The sequence below is a fragment of the Streptomyces sp. NPDC052496 genome, assembly GCF_040679095.1.
Classification (GTDB): Bacteria; Actinomycetota; Actinomycetes; order Streptomycetales; family Streptomycetaceae; genus Streptomyces.
In genome coordinates this window covers 70941-92485 of sequence record NZ_JBFAUH010000012.1, presented here as the reverse complement: position 1 = coordinate 92485, position 21545 = coordinate 70941, and the positions used below count along the sequence as shown (strand labels likewise).

At 73.3% G+C, this 21545-nt stretch carries 16 protein-coding genes; 5 read left to right on the top strand and 11 right to left on the bottom strand.

Annotation, left to right across the window (positions count from 1 at the left end):
* Nucleotides 1–45 precede the first annotated feature (45 nt).
* The 3 genes from AB0L45_RS17575 to AB0L45_RS17565 form a co-directional block, all read right to left on the bottom strand.
* Nucleotides 46–273, bottom strand: a complete 228-nt coding sequence (locus tag AB0L45_RS17575) for a hypothetical protein (protein ID WP_365840748.1) — start codon at nt 271–273, stop codon at nt 46–48.
* Nucleotides 274–784: 511 nt separating this feature from the next.
* On the bottom strand, nt 785–3127 hold the full coding sequence (locus AB0L45_RS17570) for an FUSC family protein (protein WP_365840746.1): 2343 nt from the start codon (nt 3125–3127) through the stop codon (nt 785–787).
* A 266-nt stretch (nt 3128–3393) separates the two neighbouring features.
* A complete protein-coding gene (locus AB0L45_RS17565; RefSeq protein ID WP_365840744.1) occupies nt 3394–4431 on the bottom strand; it encodes an oxidoreductase in 1038 nt (345 codons plus the stop codon).
* 144 nt (nt 4432–4575) lie between these two features.
* On the opposite strand from AB0L45_RS17565, the gene AB0L45_RS17560 reads away from it, so the two are divergent.
* Nucleotides 4576–5544, top strand: a complete 969-nt coding sequence (locus AB0L45_RS17560) for an FAD-dependent oxidoreductase (RefSeq protein ID WP_365840742.1) — start codon at nt 4576–4578, stop codon at nt 5542–5544.
* Between the two features lie 131 nt (nt 5545–5675).
* Here the strand turns inward: AB0L45_RS17560 and AB0L45_RS17555 are convergent, their stop codons facing one another.
* From AB0L45_RS17555 to AB0L45_RS17545, 3 genes are all read right to left on the bottom strand, one after another.
* The gene (locus AB0L45_RS17555) at nt 5676–7397 is read right to left on the bottom strand and encodes a BCCT family transporter (protein ID WP_365840974.1); all 1722 of its coding nucleotides are present in this window, start codon (nt 7395–7397) and stop codon (nt 5676–5678) included.
* Between the two features lie 121 nt (nt 7398–7518).
* A complete protein-coding gene (locus tag AB0L45_RS17550; protein WP_365840740.1) occupies nt 7519–8832 on the bottom strand; it encodes a M14 family metallocarboxypeptidase in 1314 nt (437 codons plus the stop codon).
* Between the two features lie 106 nt (nt 8833–8938).
* On the bottom strand, nt 8939–10906 hold the full coding sequence (locus tag AB0L45_RS17545) for a Xaa-Pro dipeptidyl-peptidase (protein WP_365840738.1): 1968 nt from the start codon (nt 10904–10906) through the stop codon (nt 8939–8941).
* 245 nt (nt 10907–11151) lie between these two features.
* Between AB0L45_RS17545 and AB0L45_RS17540 the strand changes: the two genes are divergently transcribed.
* The gene (locus AB0L45_RS17540) at nt 11152–12663 is read left to right on the top strand and encodes a M1 family metallopeptidase (RefSeq protein WP_365840736.1); all 1512 of its coding nucleotides are present in this window, start codon (nt 11152–11154) and stop codon (nt 12661–12663) included.
* Between the two features lie 152 nt (nt 12664–12815).
* Nucleotides 12816–13835: a sphingomyelin phosphodiesterase gene (gene sph / locus AB0L45_RS17535; protein ID WP_365840734.1), complete on the top strand. Its 1020-nt coding sequence runs from the start codon at nt 12816–12818 to the stop codon at nt 13833–13835.
* Here sph and AB0L45_RS17530 read toward each other — a convergent pair.
* The 3 genes from AB0L45_RS17530 to AB0L45_RS17520 are packed head-to-tail and all read right to left on the bottom strand — an operon-like array spanning nt 13820 to nt 16543.
* Nucleotides 13820–14470 carry a response regulator transcription factor gene (locus AB0L45_RS17530; protein WP_365840732.1) on the bottom strand — a complete coding sequence of 217 codons (651 nt, stop codon included), beginning with the start codon at nt 14468–14470 and terminating at the stop codon, nt 13820–13822. The two genes, sph and AB0L45_RS17530, sit on opposite strands and share 16 nt — an antisense overlap.
* The gene (locus AB0L45_RS17525) at nt 14422–15714 is read right to left on the bottom strand and encodes a sensor histidine kinase (RefSeq protein ID WP_365840730.1); all 1293 of its coding nucleotides are present in this window, start codon (nt 15712–15714) and stop codon (nt 14422–14424) included. Before AB0L45_RS17525 ends, AB0L45_RS17530 begins: the two co-directional genes overlap by 49 nt.
* The gene (locus AB0L45_RS17520) at nt 15704–16543 is read right to left on the bottom strand and encodes a CPBP family intramembrane glutamic endopeptidase (protein ID WP_365840728.1); all 840 of its coding nucleotides are present in this window, start codon (nt 16541–16543) and stop codon (nt 15704–15706) included. Before AB0L45_RS17520 ends, AB0L45_RS17525 begins: the two co-directional genes overlap by 11 nt.
* Before the next feature lie 173 nt (nt 16544–16716).
* Here AB0L45_RS17520 and AB0L45_RS17515 point away from each other — a divergent pair, with 173 nt between their 5' ends.
* A complete protein-coding gene (locus AB0L45_RS17515) occupies nt 16717–18210 on the top strand; it encodes an MFS transporter (protein WP_365840726.1) in 1494 nt (497 codons plus the stop codon).
* A gap of 163 nt (nt 18211–18373) precedes the next feature.
* On the opposite strand, the gene AB0L45_RS17510 is transcribed toward AB0L45_RS17515, so the two are convergent.
* Nucleotides 18374–18778 carry an NTP pyrophosphohydrolase gene (locus tag AB0L45_RS17510; protein WP_365840724.1) on the bottom strand — a complete coding sequence of 135 codons (405 nt, stop codon included), beginning with the start codon at nt 18776–18778 and terminating at the stop codon, nt 18374–18376.
* Between the two features lie 87 nt (nt 18779–18865).
* Nucleotides 18866–20362 carry an amino acid permease gene (locus AB0L45_RS17505; RefSeq protein WP_365840722.1) on the bottom strand — a complete coding sequence of 499 codons (1497 nt, stop codon included), beginning with the start codon at nt 20360–20362 and terminating at the stop codon, nt 18866–18868.
* 437 nt (nt 20363–20799) lie between these two features.
* Between AB0L45_RS17505 and AB0L45_RS17500 the strand changes: the two genes are divergently transcribed.
* Nucleotides 20800–21531: a MerR family transcriptional regulator gene (locus AB0L45_RS17500; protein ID WP_365840720.1), complete on the top strand. Its 732-nt coding sequence runs from the start codon at nt 20800–20802 to the stop codon at nt 21529–21531.
* Nucleotides 21532–21545 lie beyond the last annotated feature (14 nt).

Below are 21545 nucleotides of genomic sequence, written 5' to 3'. Positions count from 1 at the left end.
GGCGCCGGGGCCGGCTCGGGCCGGCTCCGGCGCCACGGGCTCAGCTCACTCGGTGGCGTCCGTGCGCGGTACGGGACCGGGCCCCTTGCGGTGCTTGCCGGTCCCCGGACCGCCCAGGTGGCTGACCCAGCGGTCGCCTTCCTGCGCCACGTAACTCTCCCCGACGCCGGCGGCCTCCCCGGCGCTGCGGTCCGGGGCGGCGGGCGCGCTCTCCTGCGCCGCGCGCTGCGCCCTGCGTTCCCGTTCGGGGCGGTTCTTCGACATGTCACCCATTGCTGGCTCCCGGCTGACGCTGGAATCGGTCGTTCGGTGGCGCCGTGGCGGTCCCGCCCGGCTCCTCCAGTACCGCACCGGCCCGGCGCCGTCGTCCTGCCCGGCGTGCCAAGCGGGTGGCGGCCGGCGGCAACCGCACCGGCGCGCGTGATGGGGCCACGCCTACCCCGGTCCGTACGGGCCAAGCGCGGCGGCTGGTATGTGCCGGGCCCGGTCCGTACGGGCCGAGCGCGGCGGCTGGTATGTGCCGGGCCCGGTCCGTACGGGCCAAGCCCGGCAGCCGGTACACGCCGGGCCCGGTCCATACGGGACCAAGCGCAGCGGCCGGTATGCGCCGGGCCCGGTCCATACGGGACCAAGCGCAGCGGCCGGTATGCGCCGAGCCCAGTCCGTACGGGCCAAGCGCAGCGGCCGGTATGCGCCGAGCCCAGTCCGCGCGGGCCAAGCCCGGCAGCCGGTACGCGCCGAGCCCGATCCGTACGGGCCGAGCCCGTCGTGCGCGGAGGCCGGGTCAGGCCGCGCCCGCGAAGCCGCGCATCCGTTCCAGCTCGGCGGCCACGTCCGTGAGCGTCGCGCAACCCGGTACGGGCGGGATCTGCGCGGCGAGCGCGGGCGGCCCCGGCCGGCCCGGGTCCGCCAGCGCGTCCGCCATCGCGGTGAGCGCCTCGGACAGCCGGCGCGCCTCCTGCGCGGTCGGGCGGCGGGCGCCGTGGTCGAGGCGTACGGCACAGGCGGTCGCCGCGTCGACGATGCGTTCGGCGGCAGTGACGACCGTGAGCCAGTCGGGGTTGCGGCCGCGCGCCGCCACGAGTTCGGCGGCGGCGGTCTCGGCCGCCGCGCGGGCCTCGCCCAGCGTCCGGTAGGCCTCCCGGCGCAGCACCAGCCGCTCGCCCCGGTCGTGCCCCGGTTCACTCTTCAGCACCTCGCCGAGGTACGCGTCGGTGGCGCGCAGCGCGGCGGTGACCCGGTGGCCGACGCGGCGGCGCGGGTCGGCGAGCCGCGGCAGATGGCCGACGACGAGCACGATGCCGCAGGCGGCGGAGGTGTCCACGATCCGCTCCAGCGCGGCCTGCGGGTCACCGCTGACGTGCACGAACGACAGCACCATCAGGGTGATCGCGACGGTCTGCAGCGCGAAGTGGCGGGTGGCGAACGGCAGCAGCGCGCCGCCCACGCCGGCGATGAGCGCGGGCCACCACCAGCCGGCCGGCAGCGCGCCCGCCACCGCGAAGACCAGGACACCGGCGACGGTGCCGGCGAAACGGTTCACCGTGCGGGAGAAGAGCGGCCCCAGGTCGGGCTTGACGAGAAAGGTGACGGTGGCGGGCAGCCAGTACCAGTGCTCGGCGCGCAGCGCGAGGGCCACCGCCGCGCTCACAGCGATGCACAGGGCGACCCGCAGGCCGTAGTCACGGCCGGCCGGGCCGAGCAGGCCCCGGCCCGGCCGGGCACGCGCACCGGCCGCCGCGATCAGCCGGCTGAGCGGGGAGCGGCGGCGGCCGGGCACCGGCCGTTGCACGGAGGCTCCGGTGCCGGGGGTGGGTGCCGACGGGGGGTCGGTAGGGGTGTGGGGGGCGTGGGAGGCGTGAGTGGCATGCGGGGCAGGCTTGTCGCGCGAGGCAGGCGTGTCGCGCGGGGCGGGCGTGTCGCGCCCCGTACGCGCAGTACGAGCCGGTACGGCCCCGTCCCCCTCCGCCCGGCCTGAAGCGGTCCTAGCCTCCTCCGTCCGGCCTGGAGCGGTCCCGATCTCCTCCGCCCGGCCCGGTACGCCCCCGCCCCCCTCCGCCCAGCCCGGAGCGGCCCCGTCCTCCTCCGCCCGGCCCGGTACAGTCCCGTCCCCCACCCCCCGGCCCGGCACAGCCCCCGAGATCACCGCGGGTCCGCCGTCCGCGCCGGCGGCGTCCACTGGTTCCGTGCGGGCGAAGACCACCGCGGCGTCCAGCAGTGCGCGGTCGAAGGCGCCGCGCGCCGGGGAGCTGGTCTCCGGGGCGGGGAGGCGGCCCGGCGGGCGGCCGGTGCGCAGCGCTTCGGCGAAGCGGCGCGGGCCCTCGGCGACCCGGTCCGGCAGCGGCTGGGCCTCCCAGAGCAGCGCGACGCTGGCCTCGCACAGCGCGGTGCCGGCGGCCAGCCGCTCGGCGAGCAGCCGTTCGTCGGCGCGGGGGCGGCGACGCAGCAGCCGGCGCAGCCGCAGTGCCTCGTCGGCGCGGTCGAGGGCGGCGGTGAGACGGCGCCGGGCCGCTTCGGCGCCCGGCCCGCCGACGGCCGCCAGCGCGTCCGCGAGCGCGTCGAAGACGGTGGCGACGGCCGCGCGCTCACCACTGAGCGGCCCGCCGGCCGGGCGGGGCGGGTGGAAGACCAGGCGCAGCAGGAGCAGCCACAGGCAGCCGGCCAGGAGGTAGAGGGCCTTGAGCCAGGGCGCGCCGGACAGCGGCATGCCCGCGCCGAGGACGGTGCTGGCCAGCATCTGCATGCCCGCGTTGGACCGCACCGGCCCGGCGACGCTGCCCGCGCCCGAGACGAAGCCGACGGCGAACAGCGCGGGGACCACCCACCAGCCCGCGCCGACGGTCTGCAGCGTGGCGCCCATCAGCATGCCGAACGACGACGCCAGGGCGGGCAGGCCGATGTGCACGATGCCGCGGCGGCGGGTGCCGGGGCGGTCGTTGACGCCCGCGAGCATGGAGCCGAGGCCTGCCAGCACACCGGCCGCCGGACGGCCGGTGGCCACGCCTGCGGCGAGCAGCGGACCCGCGCACAGCGCGCCGCGGATGACGGCGGCCCAGGGGACGGGCAGCCGCTGCCAGCGCAGGGGGTGGGCGAGCCAGGTGGGCACGGCGCGCGGCGCGCGGGGCATGGGCCTCCTTGTACGGCGGATGACGGGCAGGCGGGCTTATGGGTACGTACCCGTACGGAGCGGGACGTACTGCCCGGCAAAGGGATGGGCACGCGGGCGCCCGGGAAAGGGCGGTGTCCGAGGGGCGTCATCGGCCGACGGTGCTGACAACCAGCTTAAGGTCCTGTTTGTACGCCCCGGGACCTGCGGGTTACGGCAATGTCAAGATCACATTCAGCCGTACCGAACACCCGCGCCCCGCCCCGCCCGCTCCCCCGCCGCCCTGGCTACTCCCCCGCCACCGCCGCGACCAGCACGCTCCCGCTCGTCCGGGCGACCACGTACGCCGCCCCCTTCGTCGCCCGCGCGTCCACCGCCAGCCGGTGCGTGCCCGCCTCGACCTGGCCGGCGAACAACTCCGCGGTCCGCGTGCGCGACAGGCGGTCCACGCGGTACGCGGTGATGCCGAGCCGGCACGGCACCGCGGTCTCGACCGTCACCTCGCCGCGGACCGCGGCCAGCCGCAGCAGCCGCCGCTGGTCCTGCGGACAGCGGTCCAGGGCCTGTTCGATACGGGCGACGAGCAGCGGGACGACCGGCACCGGCAGGTCCACGAAGACCGCCGAGGACCCCGCCGCCACGAACGCGGCCCGCACAGCGGCCCGTTCGTCCTCCCCCACCGTGCCGGCGAAGGCCACCGCGCCGTAGGACCGTAACTCGTCCGGCGAGGCGCCCGCCGCGTCCCTGGTGATCTCCGCGCCGACGCCGATGCCGCGCAGGGCCGCGGCCAGCCGGGCCGGCAGCGCGACCCGGTGGCCGACCAGCAGGACCCGCCGCGCGGCCGCGGCGCCGCGCTCGGGGCCGGCGTCGGAGAGCAGGTGTTCCAGCGCGGCCCGGTACTGCGCGCCGTGGAAGCGGAACGGGCCGATGCCCGGGTAGCCGTCGCGCCGCAGGTCCGCGGTGCGGTCCGTCTGCCAGGCGAAGTCGCGCCAGACGACGTCCGTGCCGTCCCGCTCGATGACGGCGGTGACCGCGCCGCACTCCAGCCCCTCGCACTCCGGGCAGCCGTACAGGACGTAGCGCCCGCCGGCGAGCGGCGCGTCCTCCTCCAGGAGCAGCCGCCGCACGTGGGCGGTGAACAGGGACGGCCCGAGGTCGGCGGCGAGCGGGGAGACCGCGTCCAGGTCGGCCAGGCGCAGCAGGAGGGGTCTGCCGTCGACGATGAAGTCCCAGAAGTCACGGTGGGCTTCGTACGCGCCGTTGGACAGAACCGCTCCGGCGCGCGTGGCGGGCGCCAGTCCGAAAGTCGCGTAGTGCGCAGACATGTCCTGAGTATCCCCACGCAACCGCCGATATGAGCCGGGTGCCGGGCAATTCACGGGGAGGATGGTGTTCCGTGTCCCGCGGGCCGCCGCCGCACGCCCGTCGGACCCGTCGCCCCCGGCGGGCGCAACGGATAGCGTCCTGGCATGACGACGAGCGATGTGATCGTGATCGGCGGCGGGGTGACCGGCCTGACGGCCGCCGTCGGGCTGGCGGAGCGCGGGCGCGCGGTGCGCGTCGTCAGCCGCGACCCGGCCGGGGACACCACCTCCGCGGTCGCGGGCGGCCTGTGCTGGCCTTACCGGGTGCGGCCGGAAGAGCGGGCGGTGGCCTGGTCCCTGCGCTCCCTCCACGTGCTGACCGAGCTGGCGGCGCGTCCGCAGGAGACCGGTGTACGGCTGGTGACCGGCACGATGGCCGACGCCGGGGACGCGGAGCCGGACGGCTGGCACGCGGCGGTGCCCGGGCTGCGGCGGGCCGCGCCGGACGAACTGCCGCCGGGTTACGGCGCGGGCTGGCGGGCGCGCACACCGCTGGTGGACATGCCGTCCCACCTGCGGTACCTGGAGCGGCGGTTGGCGGAAGCGGGCGGCACGGTGCAGCGGCGGCCGTTCACCTCGCTCGCGGAGGCGGGGCGGGAGGCCGGGACGGTCGTCAACTGCTCCGGGCTGGGCGCCCGCGAGCTGGTCCCGGACCTGGCGGTGCAGCCCGTGCAGGGCCAGCTGGTGATCGTGGAGAACCCCGGCGTCCAGGAATGGTTCGGGGCGGCCGACGCGCACGCCGAGACCACGACGTACATCCTGCCGCAGCCGTACGGGGTGGTGCTCGGCGGCACGGCGCGCGAGGGCGCCTGGTCGCGGGAGCCGGACCCGGCGACCGCCCGCGCGATCGTGGAGCGCTGCGCGCGCGTCCACCCGAAGCTGGCGCACGCGCGCGTCCTGGCGCACCGGGTCGGCCTGCGCCCGGCGCGTACGGCCGTACGGCTGGAGGCGGAGCGGCTGCCGGGCGGCGCGCTGTGCGTGCACAACTACGGGCACGGCGGGGCGGGCGTGACGGTGGCGTGGGGGTGCGCGGACGAGGTGGTGCGCCTGGTGGACGGTGCGGGAACGGCGTGAGCGGCACGGGAACGGCGTGAGCGACACCGGAACAGCGTGAGCGACACCAGAACCGGGTGCGGGGAGGGCCGGTCGCCTGCCGGCCCTCCCCTGGCCTCACTTCCGTGCGGCCGGTGTCACGTCCTCCGGTGTCACGTCCTGTCGTCCTCGGAAGCCCGGGCCGCCGCACCGGCCGTGGCGGACGGGCCGGCCGTTCCCGGCCCGCCCGCGTCGTTGCCGTTGCCGTTGCCCGGCCCGATGCGGATCTCGAAGTCGCCGTCGTAGCGCTCGTGGCCCGCGATGACGGCCAGTTCGACGACCTCCTCGCCCTTCTGCCCGCGGACGATCAGCGGGTCGTGGCGCAGGTCCTTCATCAGCGCCCAGCACATCGCGATCATCACCAGGGTGAAGGGCGCCGCGACCAGGATCGTCAGGTTCTGCAGTCCGGTGAGCGCGTCGCCCGACCCGCCGCCGATCAGCAGCATGATTGCGGCGACCGCGCCGGTGACCACGCCCCAGAAGACCACCACGAGCCGGGTCGGTTCGAAGGAGCCCTTCTGGGAGAGCGTGCCCATCACGATGGACGCGGCGTCCGCGCCGGAGACGAAGAAGATGCCGACGAGGATCATGACCAGGAGGCTGGTGACGGTGGCCGCCGGGTACTGGTGCAGCACGTCGAAGAGCTGCCCCTCGGACGTGGTCTCGCCGGAGAGCTTCTTGCCGTCCTGGAGGTGCATCGCCGTACTGCCGAACACCGCGAACCACAGCAGGCTCACCACGCTCGGTACGAGGATCACCCCGCCGATGAACTGCCGGATCGTGCGCCCGCGGCTGATCCGGGCGATGAACATGCCGACGAACGGCGTCCAGGAGATCCACCACGCCCAGTAGAAGACCGTCCAGCTCCGCAGCCAGTCGCCGACCTGGTCCCCGCTGCCGGCCTCGGTGCGCCCGGCGAGCTGCGGCAGCTCGCCGATGAAGGTGCCGATGGAGGTCGGCAGCATGTTCAGGATCAGGACGGTCGGCCCGACGACGAACACGAAGACGGCCAGGATCAGCGCCAGCACCATGTTGATGTTGGACAGCAGCTGGACGCCGCGGGCGATGCCGGAGACCGCCGACAGGACGAAGGCGACGGTCAGGACGGCGATGACGACGACCAGCAGTGTGGTGCTGACGCTGTCCATCCAGCCCAGCACCTTGATCCCGCTGCCGATCTGGAGCGCGCCGAGCCCCAGGGACGCGGCGGAGCCGAACAGGGTGGCGAAGATGGCGAGGATGTCGATGACCTGCCCGCCCCAGCCGTTGGTCCGGCGCTCGCCGATCAACGGGGTGAACACCGCGCTTATCGTCTGCCTTCTCCCCCGCCGGAAGCAGCTGTACGCGATGGCCAGTCCCACGACCGCGTAGATCGCCCACGGGTGCAGGGTCCAGTGGAACAAGGTGGTGGCCAGCGCGGTGTCCATGGCCTGCGCGGCGTCCTTGGGGTCGGTGCCCGGGGGCGGCGTGGTGAAGTGCCCCAGCGGCTCGCTGACGCCGTAGAACATCAGGCCGATGCCCATGCCCGCGCTGAACATCATCGCGACCCAGGAGACCGTACGGAACTCCGGCTGCTCCCCCTCCTTCCCCAGGGTGATCCGGCCGTACTTGCTGACGGCCAGCCAGATCGCGAAGACCACGAAGCCGGAGGCGGAGAGCACGAAGGCCCAGCCGCCGTTCTTGATGATCCAGTCCAGCATCGTCGTCGAGGCGTTCTTGAGCGACTCGGTGGAGGTGGCGCCCCAGACGATGAAGGCGAGGGTGAGCAGCGCCGTGACGCCGAAGACCACGCGGTCGGTCTGTGGAGGGCCGGTACGGTGCGGCGCGCCGGGCAGTTCCGCTTCGACCGGCGCACCTCCCCCGCCGCCCGTGTCCTTGTCTGTTTCCGACACGTGTCGACCTTTCATTGGCCGGATTTTCCCTACTCGTTACCCCCTACCACACGAAGGGAAGCGTTCAGCAGCCCTTGAGCGGAGTCGCGGCCGTAAGGTGATATTCGGCCCGGCCGTCCAGCAGCAGCGGAACCAGGGCGCGCAGCGGCTGGCGGAGCGGCACGACGGCCCCGCCCTTCGCGGTCCGGTGGGACGCCACGCCGTGCAGGGCGAGTTCGTCCCCGACTTCGGTGTACTGCCGCGCGTCGAGGCGGTACGCGCAGGGCGGGTCGGCCAGGACCTGACCGGCGGTGGGCGGTTCGTTGTCGGCTCCGCCCAGGTAGACCGGGCCCCGGTCGGCGTGCCCGGCCAGCCGGGCGCGGGCCGTGGCGGACTCGATCCGGCCCCTGCGCTCCCCCACGTCGGCGAACAAGCCGGTCAGTGCGGCCTGTTGCGAGGTGACCCGGCGGCGGTTGTTGAGCGCCGGGTCGGCCTTCTCGGCGTCGGTCAGCGCGTCGATCCGGGTCTCCACGAGCAGCCCGACGGAGTTCTTCACCCCGGCGGTGTTGCGCAGGATGCGTTCCTGGCCGTCACCGGCCACCTGCTTGACCGGGTCGCCGGTGACCGGGTCGGTCCAGATGCCGTAGATGCCGGTGCTGAAGCCGGCACGGGCGGCTTCCGGCCGGACGTACCGCTCGGACAGGATGGTGGCCTCCCGGTGCACCGCGTGGGCGGTGTTGAGGTTGCGGGGCCACAGGGAGAGCAGGTCCTTCATGTAGTAGGGCACGGACGGGCCGTATTCGTGCAGGTCGTAGACGATGTCCGGGCGGTAGTCGCGTTGTACGGCGGCCAGCGCCCGTGCCTCGGCGGTCCTCAGGGCGAGGTGGTCGCGGTTGATGTCCACCCCGGCGGAGTTGCCGCGGGTGTCGGCGGCCCGGCCGTCCGGGTTGGCGGTCGGCACGACCAGCACGCTCGTGCGTTCCAGGAAGCGCCGGGTGGCCCGGTCCCCGGCGAAGGCGAGGTCGCGGACGGTGGACAGGCACGCCTCGCGCCCGGACGGCTCGTCGCCGTGCTGCGAACAGATCAGCAGCACCGCGTTGCCGCGCCGCACCTCGGGGGCGCTCTTCGGTGCGGGGGCGCCGATGCGTATGAGCTGGAGCGGGCGGCCTTGTGCGGTGGTGCCGATCCGGTCCGTACGGACCCGGTCGCTCGCCCGGTCCACGGCGGCGAGGAAGTCCTGTTCCTCCGGCTGGGTGGTCCAGCGGGCGCCCTTGCTGGTCTCGAAGCCGGTGCGGGGGAGGTCGGGGCCGGCCGCGCCGGCGGGCGGCGAGGCCAGCAGGGTCGCGGTGAGGGCGGCGGCCAGTGCCCCGAAGGCGAGGCGGCGGGAGAGGGGTGTCACGAGGGGGCCTCCGGTGTCGGACGGTGGGGCGAACGGTGGAGGTGGCCGGTGGCGCGGCCTACGGGACGGCGGGGCCGGGGCGCGGCGCCCCGGCCCCGCCGTACGGTCAGCGCGCCTCGGGGATCCGGCTCGGTACGGGCGGCTCGACTCCGGTGTGCGGTGCCGGTGCCACCCGGGCCGACCCGCCGGTCCCGGCCGTGGCCGCGGTCAGCGCCTTGGCGCCGCCGACGACGGGCAGGCGGGCGGCGGTGCGGGCGAGGTCGAGGGTCAGGCGCGGGGTGGTGGACGGCGGGTCGAGCAGGCCGGCGTCCGTTCCGGCGATGATGAGCGCGAGGCGGTGCCCGGCGGGGACGACGTGGTCGCTCGCGGCCAGGTCGAGGGTGATCGTGTAGGGCTTGCCGGGGGTCAGCGGGCGGCCCTTGCCCGGGTCCGCCCAGTTGCCCAGGTCGGCCCAGCCGCGGCTGAAGACGGTGTGGCCGACGTTCACCGTGTCGGCCTTGGTCTCCTTGAAGCAGGCGCTGTCACCGGTGGTGCTCGCGCCCCAGCAGGTGCGGTCGGCGAGGGTGGTGATGCCCTCGCCCGCGGCGCCGTAGTTGCGGATGGTGTCGGGGCCGAGGTCCACCAGGACGGCGGAGAGGTGGGCGGTGGTGGTGCTGGGCGTGGCGGTGACGGTGACCTTGCCGGAACCGGACAGCCGCAGCGGCTCGGCCAGCGGCTCGGTGGTGAAGCCGGCCTTGGCGGGCGTCGGGGTGTCGATCCGCGCGGCCCAGTCCTCCTCGTTCAGGCGCGGGTCGTCGGTGAAGGTCTCGGTGGCGCCGTGCGGCGCGCGCCGGGTGCCGAGTCCGCCGACGCCGGGGGCGGTGCCGTTGCGCGGCCGTACGGTGGTGGCCGACGTGCCGGCGGCGGGCCAGACGCGGTCGGTGGTCCACCGGTCGGGGGCGCGTTCGACGTCGGCCATCGGCTCGTCGTCGATGCCGTTGTCGTAGCCCATCAGGTAGTGGTCGAACCAGCGGTGCAGGGTCTTCACCCAGTCGGAGCGGCGGAAGTCGAACGGGTCGACGTGGCCGGTCTGGGAGAGCCAGACCTTGCGCTCGACGCCGTTGTCGGCGAGCGCGTCCCACCACTGTCCGAAGTGCTTGGTGCGGACGTTGAGGTCCTGCATCCCGTGGACGGCGAAGACGCTGGCGGTGACGTTCTGCGCGTCCTTGACGTAGTCGCGCTCGGACCACAGCCGGGTCCAGTCGCCGGTGCGGGGCGCGCCCTCGGCGAGCTTCTTCTGCACGGCGGCGCAGCGCAGGCGGGCCTCGGGGCTGTCGACGCGGTCGGCCAGCGCGTCGGGGCCGGAGTTGTACAGCGGCGCGCCCTTGGCGAAGTAATAGTCGTACCAGGAGGAGATGGCGGCGATGGGCACGATGGTCTTCAGGCCCTCGACGCCGGTGGCGGCGACGCCGTTGGCGATGGTGCCGTCCCAGCTCTTGCCGATCATGCCCGTGTCGCCGTTGGACCAGGCGGCGGTCACGCGCTTGCCGCCGGTACGGGAGTCGTAGGCGCGGCCCCGGCCGTTGAGCCAGTCGACCACGGCGCGCGCGGACTGGATGTCGGAGCGCCCGCCGACGTCCACGCAGCCGTCCGAGCGGTTGGTGCCGGCCAGGTCGACCAGGACGGTCGCATAGCCGCGCGTGACGAAGTAATTGTCGTAGAAGAGCGGGAACTGCACGGGCCGGCCGGTGCTGTCGTAGGTCTTCTTCTGGCTCTCGTTGCCCCGGCCGCAGCAAGAGTAGTAGGGGCTGGCGTCCATGATCACGGGGATCCGGCGGCCCTGCTGCGCGGGTTCGCGCGGCCGCACGATGTCGACGGCGACCCGGTCGGTCCGCCCGTCCGCGTCGCCGTCGATCCTCGTGTCCACCCAGACCGATTCACGTAGGGCGCGGTCGTAGGAGTACACGGGTCTGGACCCGTCGGGCGCGGCCCGTGCGGCGGACACGGGGCCGACGAGCGAGGACAGCAGGGCGGCAACGACCGCCGTCACGAGCGCTTTCCAGGGGATGCGGGTGATCCGCGCGCTGTTGGTCACGGGCGGACGGTAGCGCGGGGGAACTCCTGTGCGTAAGAGTGCGCGAGGTGACGGGTGGGGGCCGGGTGCGGTCCGCGGAAGTGCCGTGCCGTGGGGCGGCCGGGGCGGCCTGTGTCGTCCTGATGTCAGTCATGTGTCAGGTGGGGCCATGGACATGACGGACGGATTCCGAGTACATAAGGTCTGAAGAACTGAGGATCTGATGGGCCGAACGGGCTCACCTCCCCTACGAGCTGGAGGAATTCGTGCGTCACAGACTCATCGTTCCGGGTGCGGCCGCCCTCAGCATGCTGCTGGCGATCCCGGCTTCCGCGGCCAGTTTCACACCCGGCGCTCCGGGCGCGGGCGACTCCTATTACCCCGAGAGCGGCAACGGCGGGTACGACGTCTCCCACTACGACCTTCGCCTGAAGTACCAGCCGAAGACAGACCTGCTGGAGGGCACGGCGACGCTGCTCGCCAGGACCACGCAGGACCTGAGCCGCTTCAATCTCGACTTCGGCCTGAAGGTCAGCGAGATACGCGTGAACGGCAAGAAGGCGTCGTTCGCCACCTCCGGCAAGCACGAGCTGGAGGTCACGCCCGCCACGCCGCTGCCCAAGGGCAAGGACATCAGCGTCGTCGTGCGTTACGCGGGCAAGCCGTCCGAGCTGAAGATCGACGGCTATTCCGCCTGGCACCGCACGCCGGACGGCGGGGTGATCGCGCAGGAGCCGGACGCCGCCGTGTGGTGGTTCCCGAGCAACGACCACCCGACCGACAAGGCGACGTACGACATCTCGGTCTCGGTGCCGGACGGCAGCCAGGCGCTCAGCAACGGCGTCCTGCTGTCGCAGTCCTCCAAGCTCGGCTGGACGCGCTACAACTGGCGTTCGGACAAGCCGCAGGCGCCGTACCTGACGACGCTCGCGGTCGGCAGGTTCGACGTCACCAAGGACACCACGGCCAGTGGCCTGCCGGTGATCAACGCCTTCAGCAAGGACCTCGGCGCCTACGACGGCTCGGCGCGCGCGAGCATCGAGCGCACCACCGAGGTCACGGAGTGGCTGGAGTCGGTCTTCGGTCCGTACCCGTTCAACTCCGTGGGCGGCTACGTGCCGAACGTGAAGGCCTCGTACGCGCTGGAGACGCAGACCCGGCCGTTCTACGGCAAGGAGGCGTTCGCCGGCGGCACCAACGTCTCCGTGGTGGTGCACGAGCTGGCGCACCAGTGGTACGGCGACAGCGTCTCGGTCAAGGACTGGAAGGACATCTGGGTCAACGAGGGCTTCGCCCGCTACAGCCAGTGGCTGTGGTCGGAGAAGGAGGGCGAGGGCACCGGTCAGGAGCTGGCCGACTACGTGTACGCCCAGCACCCGGCCAATGACCCGTTCTGGACGGTCAAGCCGGGCGACCCGGGCCCGGACAACCAGTTCCACGGCGCGGTGTACGACCGGGGCGCGCTCGCGCTCCAGGCGCTGCGCAACAAGGTCGGTGACCAGGCCTTCTTCGGGCTGCTGAAGTCCTGGCCCACCGACAAGAAGTACGGCAACGCCTCGGTGCACGACTTCGTGACGTACGCCGAGCGCAAGACCGGCAAGCCGCTGGCCGAGCTGTTCGACACCTGGCTCTTCCAGCCGTCCAAGCCCGCGGCGGCCGCGGCCAAGGCCGCCTTCGGCGTCCGGTCGGCCGCCCCGGCCGAGGCACCGGTCCAGCCCAAGTCCTGGAAGTCCATCCAGGCCACGAACCACGTGCACGGGCAGGGCCACCGGCACTGACCCGGAGCGGGGCCCGGCGTACCGCGCGCCGGGCCCCGCTGTACGTGCCACGCTCCGTCCATCTCCGTGACATCCGGAAGTTACTCAGAAGTAAGTACGCCTGGTTCGATGTGCGGCGGGCCCTTCCGCCCCCTCACCGACCAGGAGTTCTCATGCCGCGCCGCGCACTGCGCCGCCCCCTCGCAGCCCTTCTCGGAATGGCGCTGGCCGCCGGGACCGCCGTCACGGCGTGCTGCGCCATGGCGCCCGCGGCGTCGGCCGCGCAGGTGCCGCAGGCCGCGGCCGAGGTGCCCGCGGTGAAGGTGCTCTCGTACAACGTCTTCCTGATGAGCAAGAACCTCTACCCCAACTGGGGCCAGGACCACCGGGCCAAGGCGATCGCCGCCGCCGGTTTCTTCCGCGGCCAGGACGTCGTCGTGCTCCAGGAAGCCTTCGACAACGCCTCCTCCGACGCGCTCAAGTCGGCCGCGGCAGCGCAGTATCCGTACCAGACGCCGGTGGTCGGGCGCGGGAAGAGCGGCTGGGACGCCACCGGAGGCGCCTACTCCGCCGCCACTCCCGAGGACGGCGGGGTCACCCTGCTGAGCAAGTGGCCCGTTCTCCGCAAGGAGCAGTACGTGTTCAAGGACGCCTGCGGCGCCGACTCCTGGTCCAACAAGGGCTTCGCCTACGCGGTGCTGAACGTCCGCGGCGCCAAGGTGCACGTCGTCGGCGCCCACGCCCAGTCGACCGACCCGGGGTGCAAGGCGGGAGAGGCGGCCGCGGTACGGGCCCGGCAGTTCAAGGAGATCGACGCCTTCCTGGACGCGAAGCGCATTCCCGCGGACGAACAGGTCATGGTGGCCGGCGACCTGAACGTGGACTCGCGCAGCCCCGAGTTCGCCTCCCTGCTCGACGACGCCGGCCTCGTGGCGGCCGACGCGCGCACCGGACACCCGTACTCCTTCGACACCCGGGAGAACTCCGTGGCGTCCTACCGCTACCCGGACGACCCGCGCGAGGACCTGGACCACATCCTGCACCGCCGCGGCCACGCCCGGCCCGCCGGCTGGCACAACGAGGTCGTCGCCGAGCGGTCCGCCCCCTGGACGGTGTCGAGCTGGGGCAAGGACTACACCTACACCGACCTCTCGGACCACTACCCGGTGGTGGCCGCTCAGCGCTTGAGGTAGGCCAGGACCGCCAGCACCCTGCGGTTGTCGTCCGCCGACGGGCCGATACGCAGCTTGGCGAAGATGCTCGCGGTGTGCTTGGCGACAGCGCTCTCACTGATGTGCAGACCACCGGCGACGGCCGCGTTCGACCTGCCCTCGGCCATCAGCTCCAGGACCGCGCGTTCGCGCTCCGTGAGGGCACTGATCGTGCCGCGGGCCGCGCCGCGCCGCAGCAGCCTGGAGATGACCTGGGGGTCCATGACGGTGCCGCCGGCCGCCACCCGGCGGACCGCGTCGATGAACTGGTCCGTATTGGTGACCCGGTCCTTGAGCAGGTACCCGACGGCGCCCTCGCCCCCGGCCAGCAGTTCGTTCGCGTACAGCTGCTCGACGTACTGGGAGAGGATGAGAACGGGCAGGCCGGGCCGCCGCCGGCGGGCTTCGAGCGCGGCCTGCAGGCCCTCGTCGGTGAAGGTCGGCGGCAGCCGTACGTCGATCACGGCGACGTCCGGTGCCGGGCGCGCCTCGTCGAGGAGGGCCCGCGTCAGGGCGGGGCCGTTGTCCACCGCCTCGACCTCGCAGCCGTGCTCCTGGAGGGTGCGGGTCAGCCCGTCCCTGAGCAGGAAGAGGTCTTCGGCGAGGACAACGCGCACGGAATCTCCAGCGTCACGGTGGTCGGTCCGCCCGGCGGACTGTGCAGGGCGAGGGTGCCGTCGAAGGTATCCAACCGCTGCCGTACGCCGGCCAGCCCGGTCCCTTTCGCGGGGTCGGCGCCGCCGTGGCCGTCGTCGGTGACGGTGGCGCGCAGCAGTCCGTCCTCGTGGGACAGGGCGACGGCGATCTCGCGGCCCCCTGAGTGCTTCGCGGCGTTCGTCAGCGCCTCACTCACCGCGAAGTAGGCGGCGGACTCGACCGGCGCCGGGAGCCGGTGCGGCAGGCGGGTCTCGACGTGGACGTCGAGGAAGCTGTCGAGCGCCAGCGACCGGACGGCGTCGCCCAGGCCCCGGTCGGCGAGGACCGGCGGGTAGATGCCGTGCACCAGGTCGCGCAGGTCCTGCAAGGCCCCCTCGGACGCACGGCGGACGTCCAGCAGGAGGGCGCGGGCCGCTGCCGGGTCCGTCTCCAGCGCGCGGGTGGCCCGGTCCAGCGACATGCCCAGGGTGACCAGCCGGGCCTGTGCCCCGTCGTGCAGGTCCCGCTCTATGCGCCGCAGTTCGGCGGCCTGCGCGTCCAGGGCCCTGGCGCGGGTGTCGGCGAGCCGCTCCACCCGCCGGGCGAGCCGGGCGCTGCGCGGCGCGGAGAGCAGCGGCCGGTTCAGACGGGTGTGCAGCCGGAGGATGGCGGGGGCCGCGAACAGCCCGGCGGCCATCAGGGCGAGTCCCAGCACCAGAGCGGCCACCATGGTGGCGGTGGTGTGCACGGGTATGAAGGCGTACCAGTTGCCGTCGTCGACGAGCCGCCAGACGAACGGCTGCACGAGCGCGCCGAACGCGCCGTACTCGATCAGGGCCAGCGGTACGGCGACGAGGAGCCCGCCGGCCGGCGGCTCCACCCAGGCCCACGCCACATCGCGCCAGAACCCCTCGTCGGCGATGACCGCGCCCGACCTCTCGCGGGCGGTGAGCGCACGGTCCGCGCCCCCGGGCAGCGGTGGTGCCGGGGCGATACGGACGCCCGTCCACCGGTCGGCGCGCGAGCGGGCACGGTCGGACAGGGCGCGCAGGGCCCGCGCGGCGGGCGGCAGCAGCCGGAATCCCACGCCGACGGGCACCAGCAGCAGGGCGAGTACCACCAGCGAGCCCACCGCCGACACGGCGAGGGCGTGCAGGCTCGCCAGCTGGCACCGGCCGACGGCGACAACGGCGTGCCGCACGGCCGTACGGAAGTCAGCGGGCATCGTCCATGATCGGAGAGATCCTAGCCGGTGCCGGTGTTGGTGCTGGTGCCGATGCGGCCGGCCGCGGTCCGCGGGCACTCCGCCACGTCCACAGCCCGGCCGCCGCCAGGCACGCGACGCCGAACAGCACCATGGGCAGCACCTCGCCGGACTCCTCGTCCAGGAACAGCAGCAGGCCGAGGTTGATCAGGGTGTGGAAGATTCCGGCGAGGGGCAGGGCGGCAGCCGCCCGCACCCCGTCCAGGGCCCATCCCAGTACGACCGACATGGACACCGCCGCCACGACGAACGCCGCCGCGTACACCGGGTGCCGCGTGAAGACCTGGACGTGCCACAGGCCCCACACCAGGCCCACCACGACCGACGCCGCGAAGGGGCCGAGGCGGGTGCGCAGCAGCGGTTGCAGGAAGCAGCGCCAGCCGATCTCCTCGCCGCACGCGCCGGTCAGCTGTGCCACGGCGATCAGCGCGAAGAGAGCCGTGGGCCGGGTGGGACCGACGTCTCCGGCGAGTACCGCGTACGCGCCCACGATCACCGCGACGATCAGGGGCGGGGTGAGGAGCAGCAGCGCTCCGGGCGCCTTCCGCGCTCCGCCGTCCGGCCCGCCGCCGGCGAACAGCTCCCGTACGCGTCCAGGCCGGAGCAGGGCGACGAGCCCCACCCCGAGGGCGGGGCCGAACTGCACCAGCTGGATGACCTCGCCGGGGATCCCGGTCGCGGGCTGGAGCGCGCCCAGGGCTCCGGACGCCAGGAACGCGACGACGAGGAACACGGCCATCGCCTTGATGTCGGCGGATCTTCTTCTGCTGTCGGCAGGTTGTGTGCGCATGGCATCGACCATGCCGTCCGGCGGGACGGCGGCCCTTGCGTCTGGATACCGGGCAGGGTGTACCCAGGTACACCCCGGGGCGCGCCGGCTCTCCGGGCACCGGGCGACCAGTAAGGGGCAGTGACCTCATGCGCCACTTGCTTTCCTGGATACAGAGGGTCCAGGATGCTGGCGTGACCGAGTTATCAGCCGATCCACGGGCCACGCCCGGGCGGCCCTCCCCCGCCACCGCCGCACTGCGCCCGGGACCGCTGCTCGCCGTCCTGCTGTCCGCGTGGTTCATGGCCCAGTTCGACTTCTTCGTCGTCAACGTCGCCGCCCCCTCGTTCGAGAAGGACCTGCACACCGGGCCCGCCGCCCTCGAACTGATCGTCGGCGGCTATGCCTTCGCGTACGCCAGCGGCATGATCACCGGCGGCCGGCTCGGCGACCTCTTCGGGCACCGGCGCACGTTCATCGCCGGGCTGGCCGCCTTCGCCGTCACCTCCCTGCTGTGCGGCATCGCGGTCAGCCCGGCCCAACTGGTCGGCGCCCGGCTGCTCCAGGGCTTCGCCGGGGCCGTCATGGTGCCGCAGGTGCTCGCCACGATCACCGCCTCGTTCCCGCCGCACGCGCGGGGCCGGGCGATGGCCTGGTACGGCGTCGCCGGCGGTACGGCCTCGGTCGCCGGCCAGGTGCTCGGCGGACTGCTGCTGGACGCCGACGTCCTCGGGCTGGGGTGGCGGATCCTGTTCCTGGTCAACGTGCCGATCGGCGTGGCCGCGGCCCTGCTGGCGCTGCGCTTCCTGCCCTCGGTGCGCTCCGGCCGCCGGGCCCGGCTGGACCTGGCCGGCGCGGGCGGCGTGGCCCTGACGCTGGGCCTGGTGCTCGTACCGCTCGCCATGGGACGCACCGCCGGCTGGCCCCTCTGGACCTGGCTCTGTCTGGCCGCCTCGGTGCCGGTGGGCGCGGCCACGGTGCTCTGGCAGCGGGCGCTGGCCGCCCGCGGCGGCGATCCCGTGCTCGACCTCGCGCTGTTCCGCGAAGGGTCCTACCTCGCCGGGGTGGTGACGGGGGCGGCCTTCATGGCGTACTGGGCGAGCGTGATGTTCACCCTGACGCTGCTGCTCCAGGGCGGTTTCGGGCTGGGGCCGTTCGGGGCGGGGCTGGCCTTCGCGCCGACCGGCGTCTGCTTCGCCGCCAGCTCACTGTGCAGCCGCCCGCTGGTGCAGCGCTTCGGCCTGCGCGTCCTGCAACTGGGCAGTGTCGTCACGGTGACCGGCCTGACGGCGCTCACCCTCGCGCTGCACTTCCGGCCGGACCGCGGGGTGCTGCCCTGGGTCGTCGTGACGATGGCGGTGGCCGGAGTGGGCAACGGGCTCACCTTCCCGCAGCTGATCGGCGCCTCGCTGGTCCGCGTACCCGCGCGGCGGGCCGGGATCGGCGCCGGAGTGCTCACCACCGCCCAGCAGTTCGGCGGCGCGGCCGGCGTCGCGGTCATCGGCGCCGCCTTCTTCGCCCTGGCCGGCAGCGCGCCGAGCGCCGCCGGTTACGCCCGGGCCGCCATGTGGACCACCGCGGTCTCGGTCGCCCTGACCTGTGTGGTCACGGTGCTGACGACGGTCATCCGGCGCGCGGCGGACCGCACGGCACGGGCCGAGGCGGCGGCGAAGGCGGCGGGCGACTGAGCGCGGCGGGCGCTTCGAAGGTCATATGGCGCGGTTCCGGGTTGGCCTGGTGATGCGCGGACCGTTGGTGGAACTGGCCGGTGACGCTTCCGCCCACGTCATGGCGGGTCGCCCGGCGCCGACTCCTCCCTCCCGGCGCCCGGCCGGGGCCGTCACCGGTCCGTCAACCGTCCCCGGGAGCACGGCGTACTGCGTACTGCGTGAAGGCTTCCCGGCCGTCGGGCACGAACGGCCACAGCCGCAGAGCCTTTCCGAGGGCAGACTCGGGGAGCCAGTCGTGCCAGGCGACCTCCGACCGACCGGGCGCCACCCCGTCCGCGATGCCGGCCTCGTGCACGCCGAGCCAGTACGGGCTGATCGCCCCTCGGCGCAGGAAGGTGAGCCAGTTGTACTGGCCCGGAAACCGTGAGACGTCGTCCGGCCGCCGGTGCACGAATTCGCCGCCCTCCGCAGCACGGCAGACGACCGTCGCCACCCGGTGCGGCCACCTCCTGCAGATGGCCTCGCCCCGGTCGGCGGCCCCCACCACTCGGTCCTGCTCGTCCACCCGCTCCACCGGTTCACTCATGGCGCCCACGATCTCGACGGCATACGGCGAGGGGCGGCCGCGCGGCGTGCGCGCGACCGCCCCTCGCCGTGTCCGGCGGCTTCGCGGTCAGCTCTTGTCGAGCGTCCCCCGGCCGGCCGTCGCGGCCTGTTCGCGCTCGGCCGCGATCCGGCTCACCCGGCCGCGGACCGCGAACCAGCCCGCGACCAGCGCGGCACCGATGACCGGTACCAGCATCACGGTCTGCTGCCCCACGCCCTCGCTGTCGAAGGCCATCAGGACGACGACGCCGAGCAGGAAGGCGATGGTCGCGATATCGGTGACGGGCGTGCCCGGCAGCTGGAAGCGGGGGCGGTCGACCAGGCCCGCGCGGGAGCGCCGGACGAAGACCATGTGACAGAGCATGATCGTGCACCAGGTGCTGATGATGCCGAGCGCCGCGATGTTCAGCACGATCTCGAAGGCCTTGCCGGGCAGCCAGTAGTTGAGGCCGACGCCCAGCACGCACACCGCGGAGGTGAGCATGATGCCGCCGTACGGCACCTGGTTGCGGTTCATCAGGGCGGCGAACTTCGGCGCCGAGCCGGCCATCGACATCGAGCGCAGGATGCGGCCGGTCGAGTACAGGCCGGAGTTGAGGCTGGACATGGCGGCGGTGAGGACGACGAGGTTCATCACGTCGCCCGCGGCCGGCACGCCCACGTTGGACAGCACGGTCACGAAGGGGCTCTCGGAGCCGGTGTACTTGTTCCACGGCAGCAGCAGCGCGAGCAGGATGACGGAGCCGACGTAGAAGACACCGACCCGCCACATGATCGAGTTCACGGCCTTGGGCACGACCTTCTCCGGCTCGCTGGTCTCGCCCGCGGTGACGCCGACCAGTTCGACGGCGGAGTAGGCGAAGACTACGCCCTGCAGCACGACCACCACGGGCAGCAGGCCGCTCGGGAAGAAGCCGCCGTGGTCGGTGATCAGGTGCAGGCCGGGGGTCTCGCCGCTCACCGGGTGCTGGGTGGCCAGCAGGAAGATCCCGATGAACATGAAGACGACCAGGGCCGCGACCTTGATGATCGCGAACCAGAACTCCATCTCACCGAAGATCTTCACCGAGATGAGGTTGATGGACAGCACCACCGCGAGCGCGATCAGCGCCATGACCCACTGCGGGACGGCGGTGAACAGGCTCCAGTAGTGGGTGTAGAGGGCGATCGCGGTGATGTCGGCGATACCGGTCGTGGACCAGTTGACGACGTACATCCAGCCCGCGACGTACGCGCCCTTCTCCCCCAGGAACTCGCGCGCGTAGGAGACGAAGGAGCCGGAGGACGGGCGGTGCAGCACCAGTTCGCCCAGGGCCCGTACGACGAAGAACGCGAACAGGCCGCAGACCGCGTACGCGACGGCGAGCGCGGGTCCGGCGGAGGCGAGCCGGCCGCCGGCGCCCAGGAACAGGCCGGTGCCGATCGCGCCGCCGATGGCGATCATGTTGATGTGCCGGCCCTTGAGGCCCTTGCTGTATCCGGCGTCTCCCGCGTCCTGGGCGGTCGAGGCCTTCCCCCCGTCCGGTGGCCTGTGGGCGTCTTCCTGGACGGTTTCCGTGCTCACAGCTGGTTCATCTCGCTTTCGGGCAGGCGATGGAGCCGTCGCCGGTCCCACGGGTCACGCGAGTCCGGCCGACGGCACACCTTCCCCCAGAGCCGCCCCCTCGTCTGTGTGCTGGATCACAGCGTGTATGAGCCATCAATAATCCGCCCCGGTATGCCCGGAATGACTTGTCGGGGTCATGCTCATGAGCCCGGAATTCCGCCACGCTCCGGTCACCATTCCTCACCCAACGGGACGGCGCGGGCGTCGCGTTCCGGTCGGTGATGGCTGGAAACCGACGGCGGAGCGACGGCGAGGTGGCGCCTCCGCCACGTCCTGGTGGTTTCACACAGCTGGTGAGACAGCAATACTGTTGAACACGGGCCGCGCCACGGGACACGGCGGACCGAGGGGGCGCGGGCACCCGCGCGGACACAGTGAGGGAAGTGAGGCGCGGCATGGCCACCGGGACCGGGGAAGAACCGACACTCACCGTCGACGAGCTGGCCGCCCGCGCGGGCGTGACCGTACGCACCGTCCGCTTCTACAGCACCCGCGGCCTGCTGCCGCCGCCCGCGATCGGCCCGCGCCGCGTCGGCCGCTACGGCGCCGCCCACCTGTCCCGGCTCGCGCTGATCGAGGAACTCCAGCACCACGGCATGACCCTGGCCGCCATCGAGCGCTACCTCGCCAACCTGCCCGACGACCTCAGCGAGCACGACCTCGCCATCCACCGCGCGCTGGTCGCCTCCTGGTCACCGGACTCCGCCGAGGAGGCCACCCGCGCCCACCTGGAGCGCCGCGCGGGCCGGGCGCTGAGCGAGGACGACATCGACCGGCTGGCGGCGATGGACGTCCTGGAGCGCACCGAGGACCCCGACGCCTTCCGGGTCGATCCGGCCGTCCTGCACCTGGGCATCCGGCTGCTGGACGTCCCGGTCGCCCTGGAGACGCTGCTCGCCGCCCGTACCGTCGTGCAGGAGCACACCCGCTCGGCGGCGCGCGAGCTGACCCGGCTCTTCCACGACGAGGTGTGGGGCCCCTACCGGGAGCGCGAGTCGGACCCGGAGCAGGTGGAGTCGATGAAGTCGCTCTCCGCCCATATGCAGCCGATGGTGGTGCAGGCGCTGGTGACGGCCTTCCAGCGGTCGATGCGCGAGGAGCTGCGGGCGACCTACGCCGAGGAGTGAGCCGGCGCCCGGCG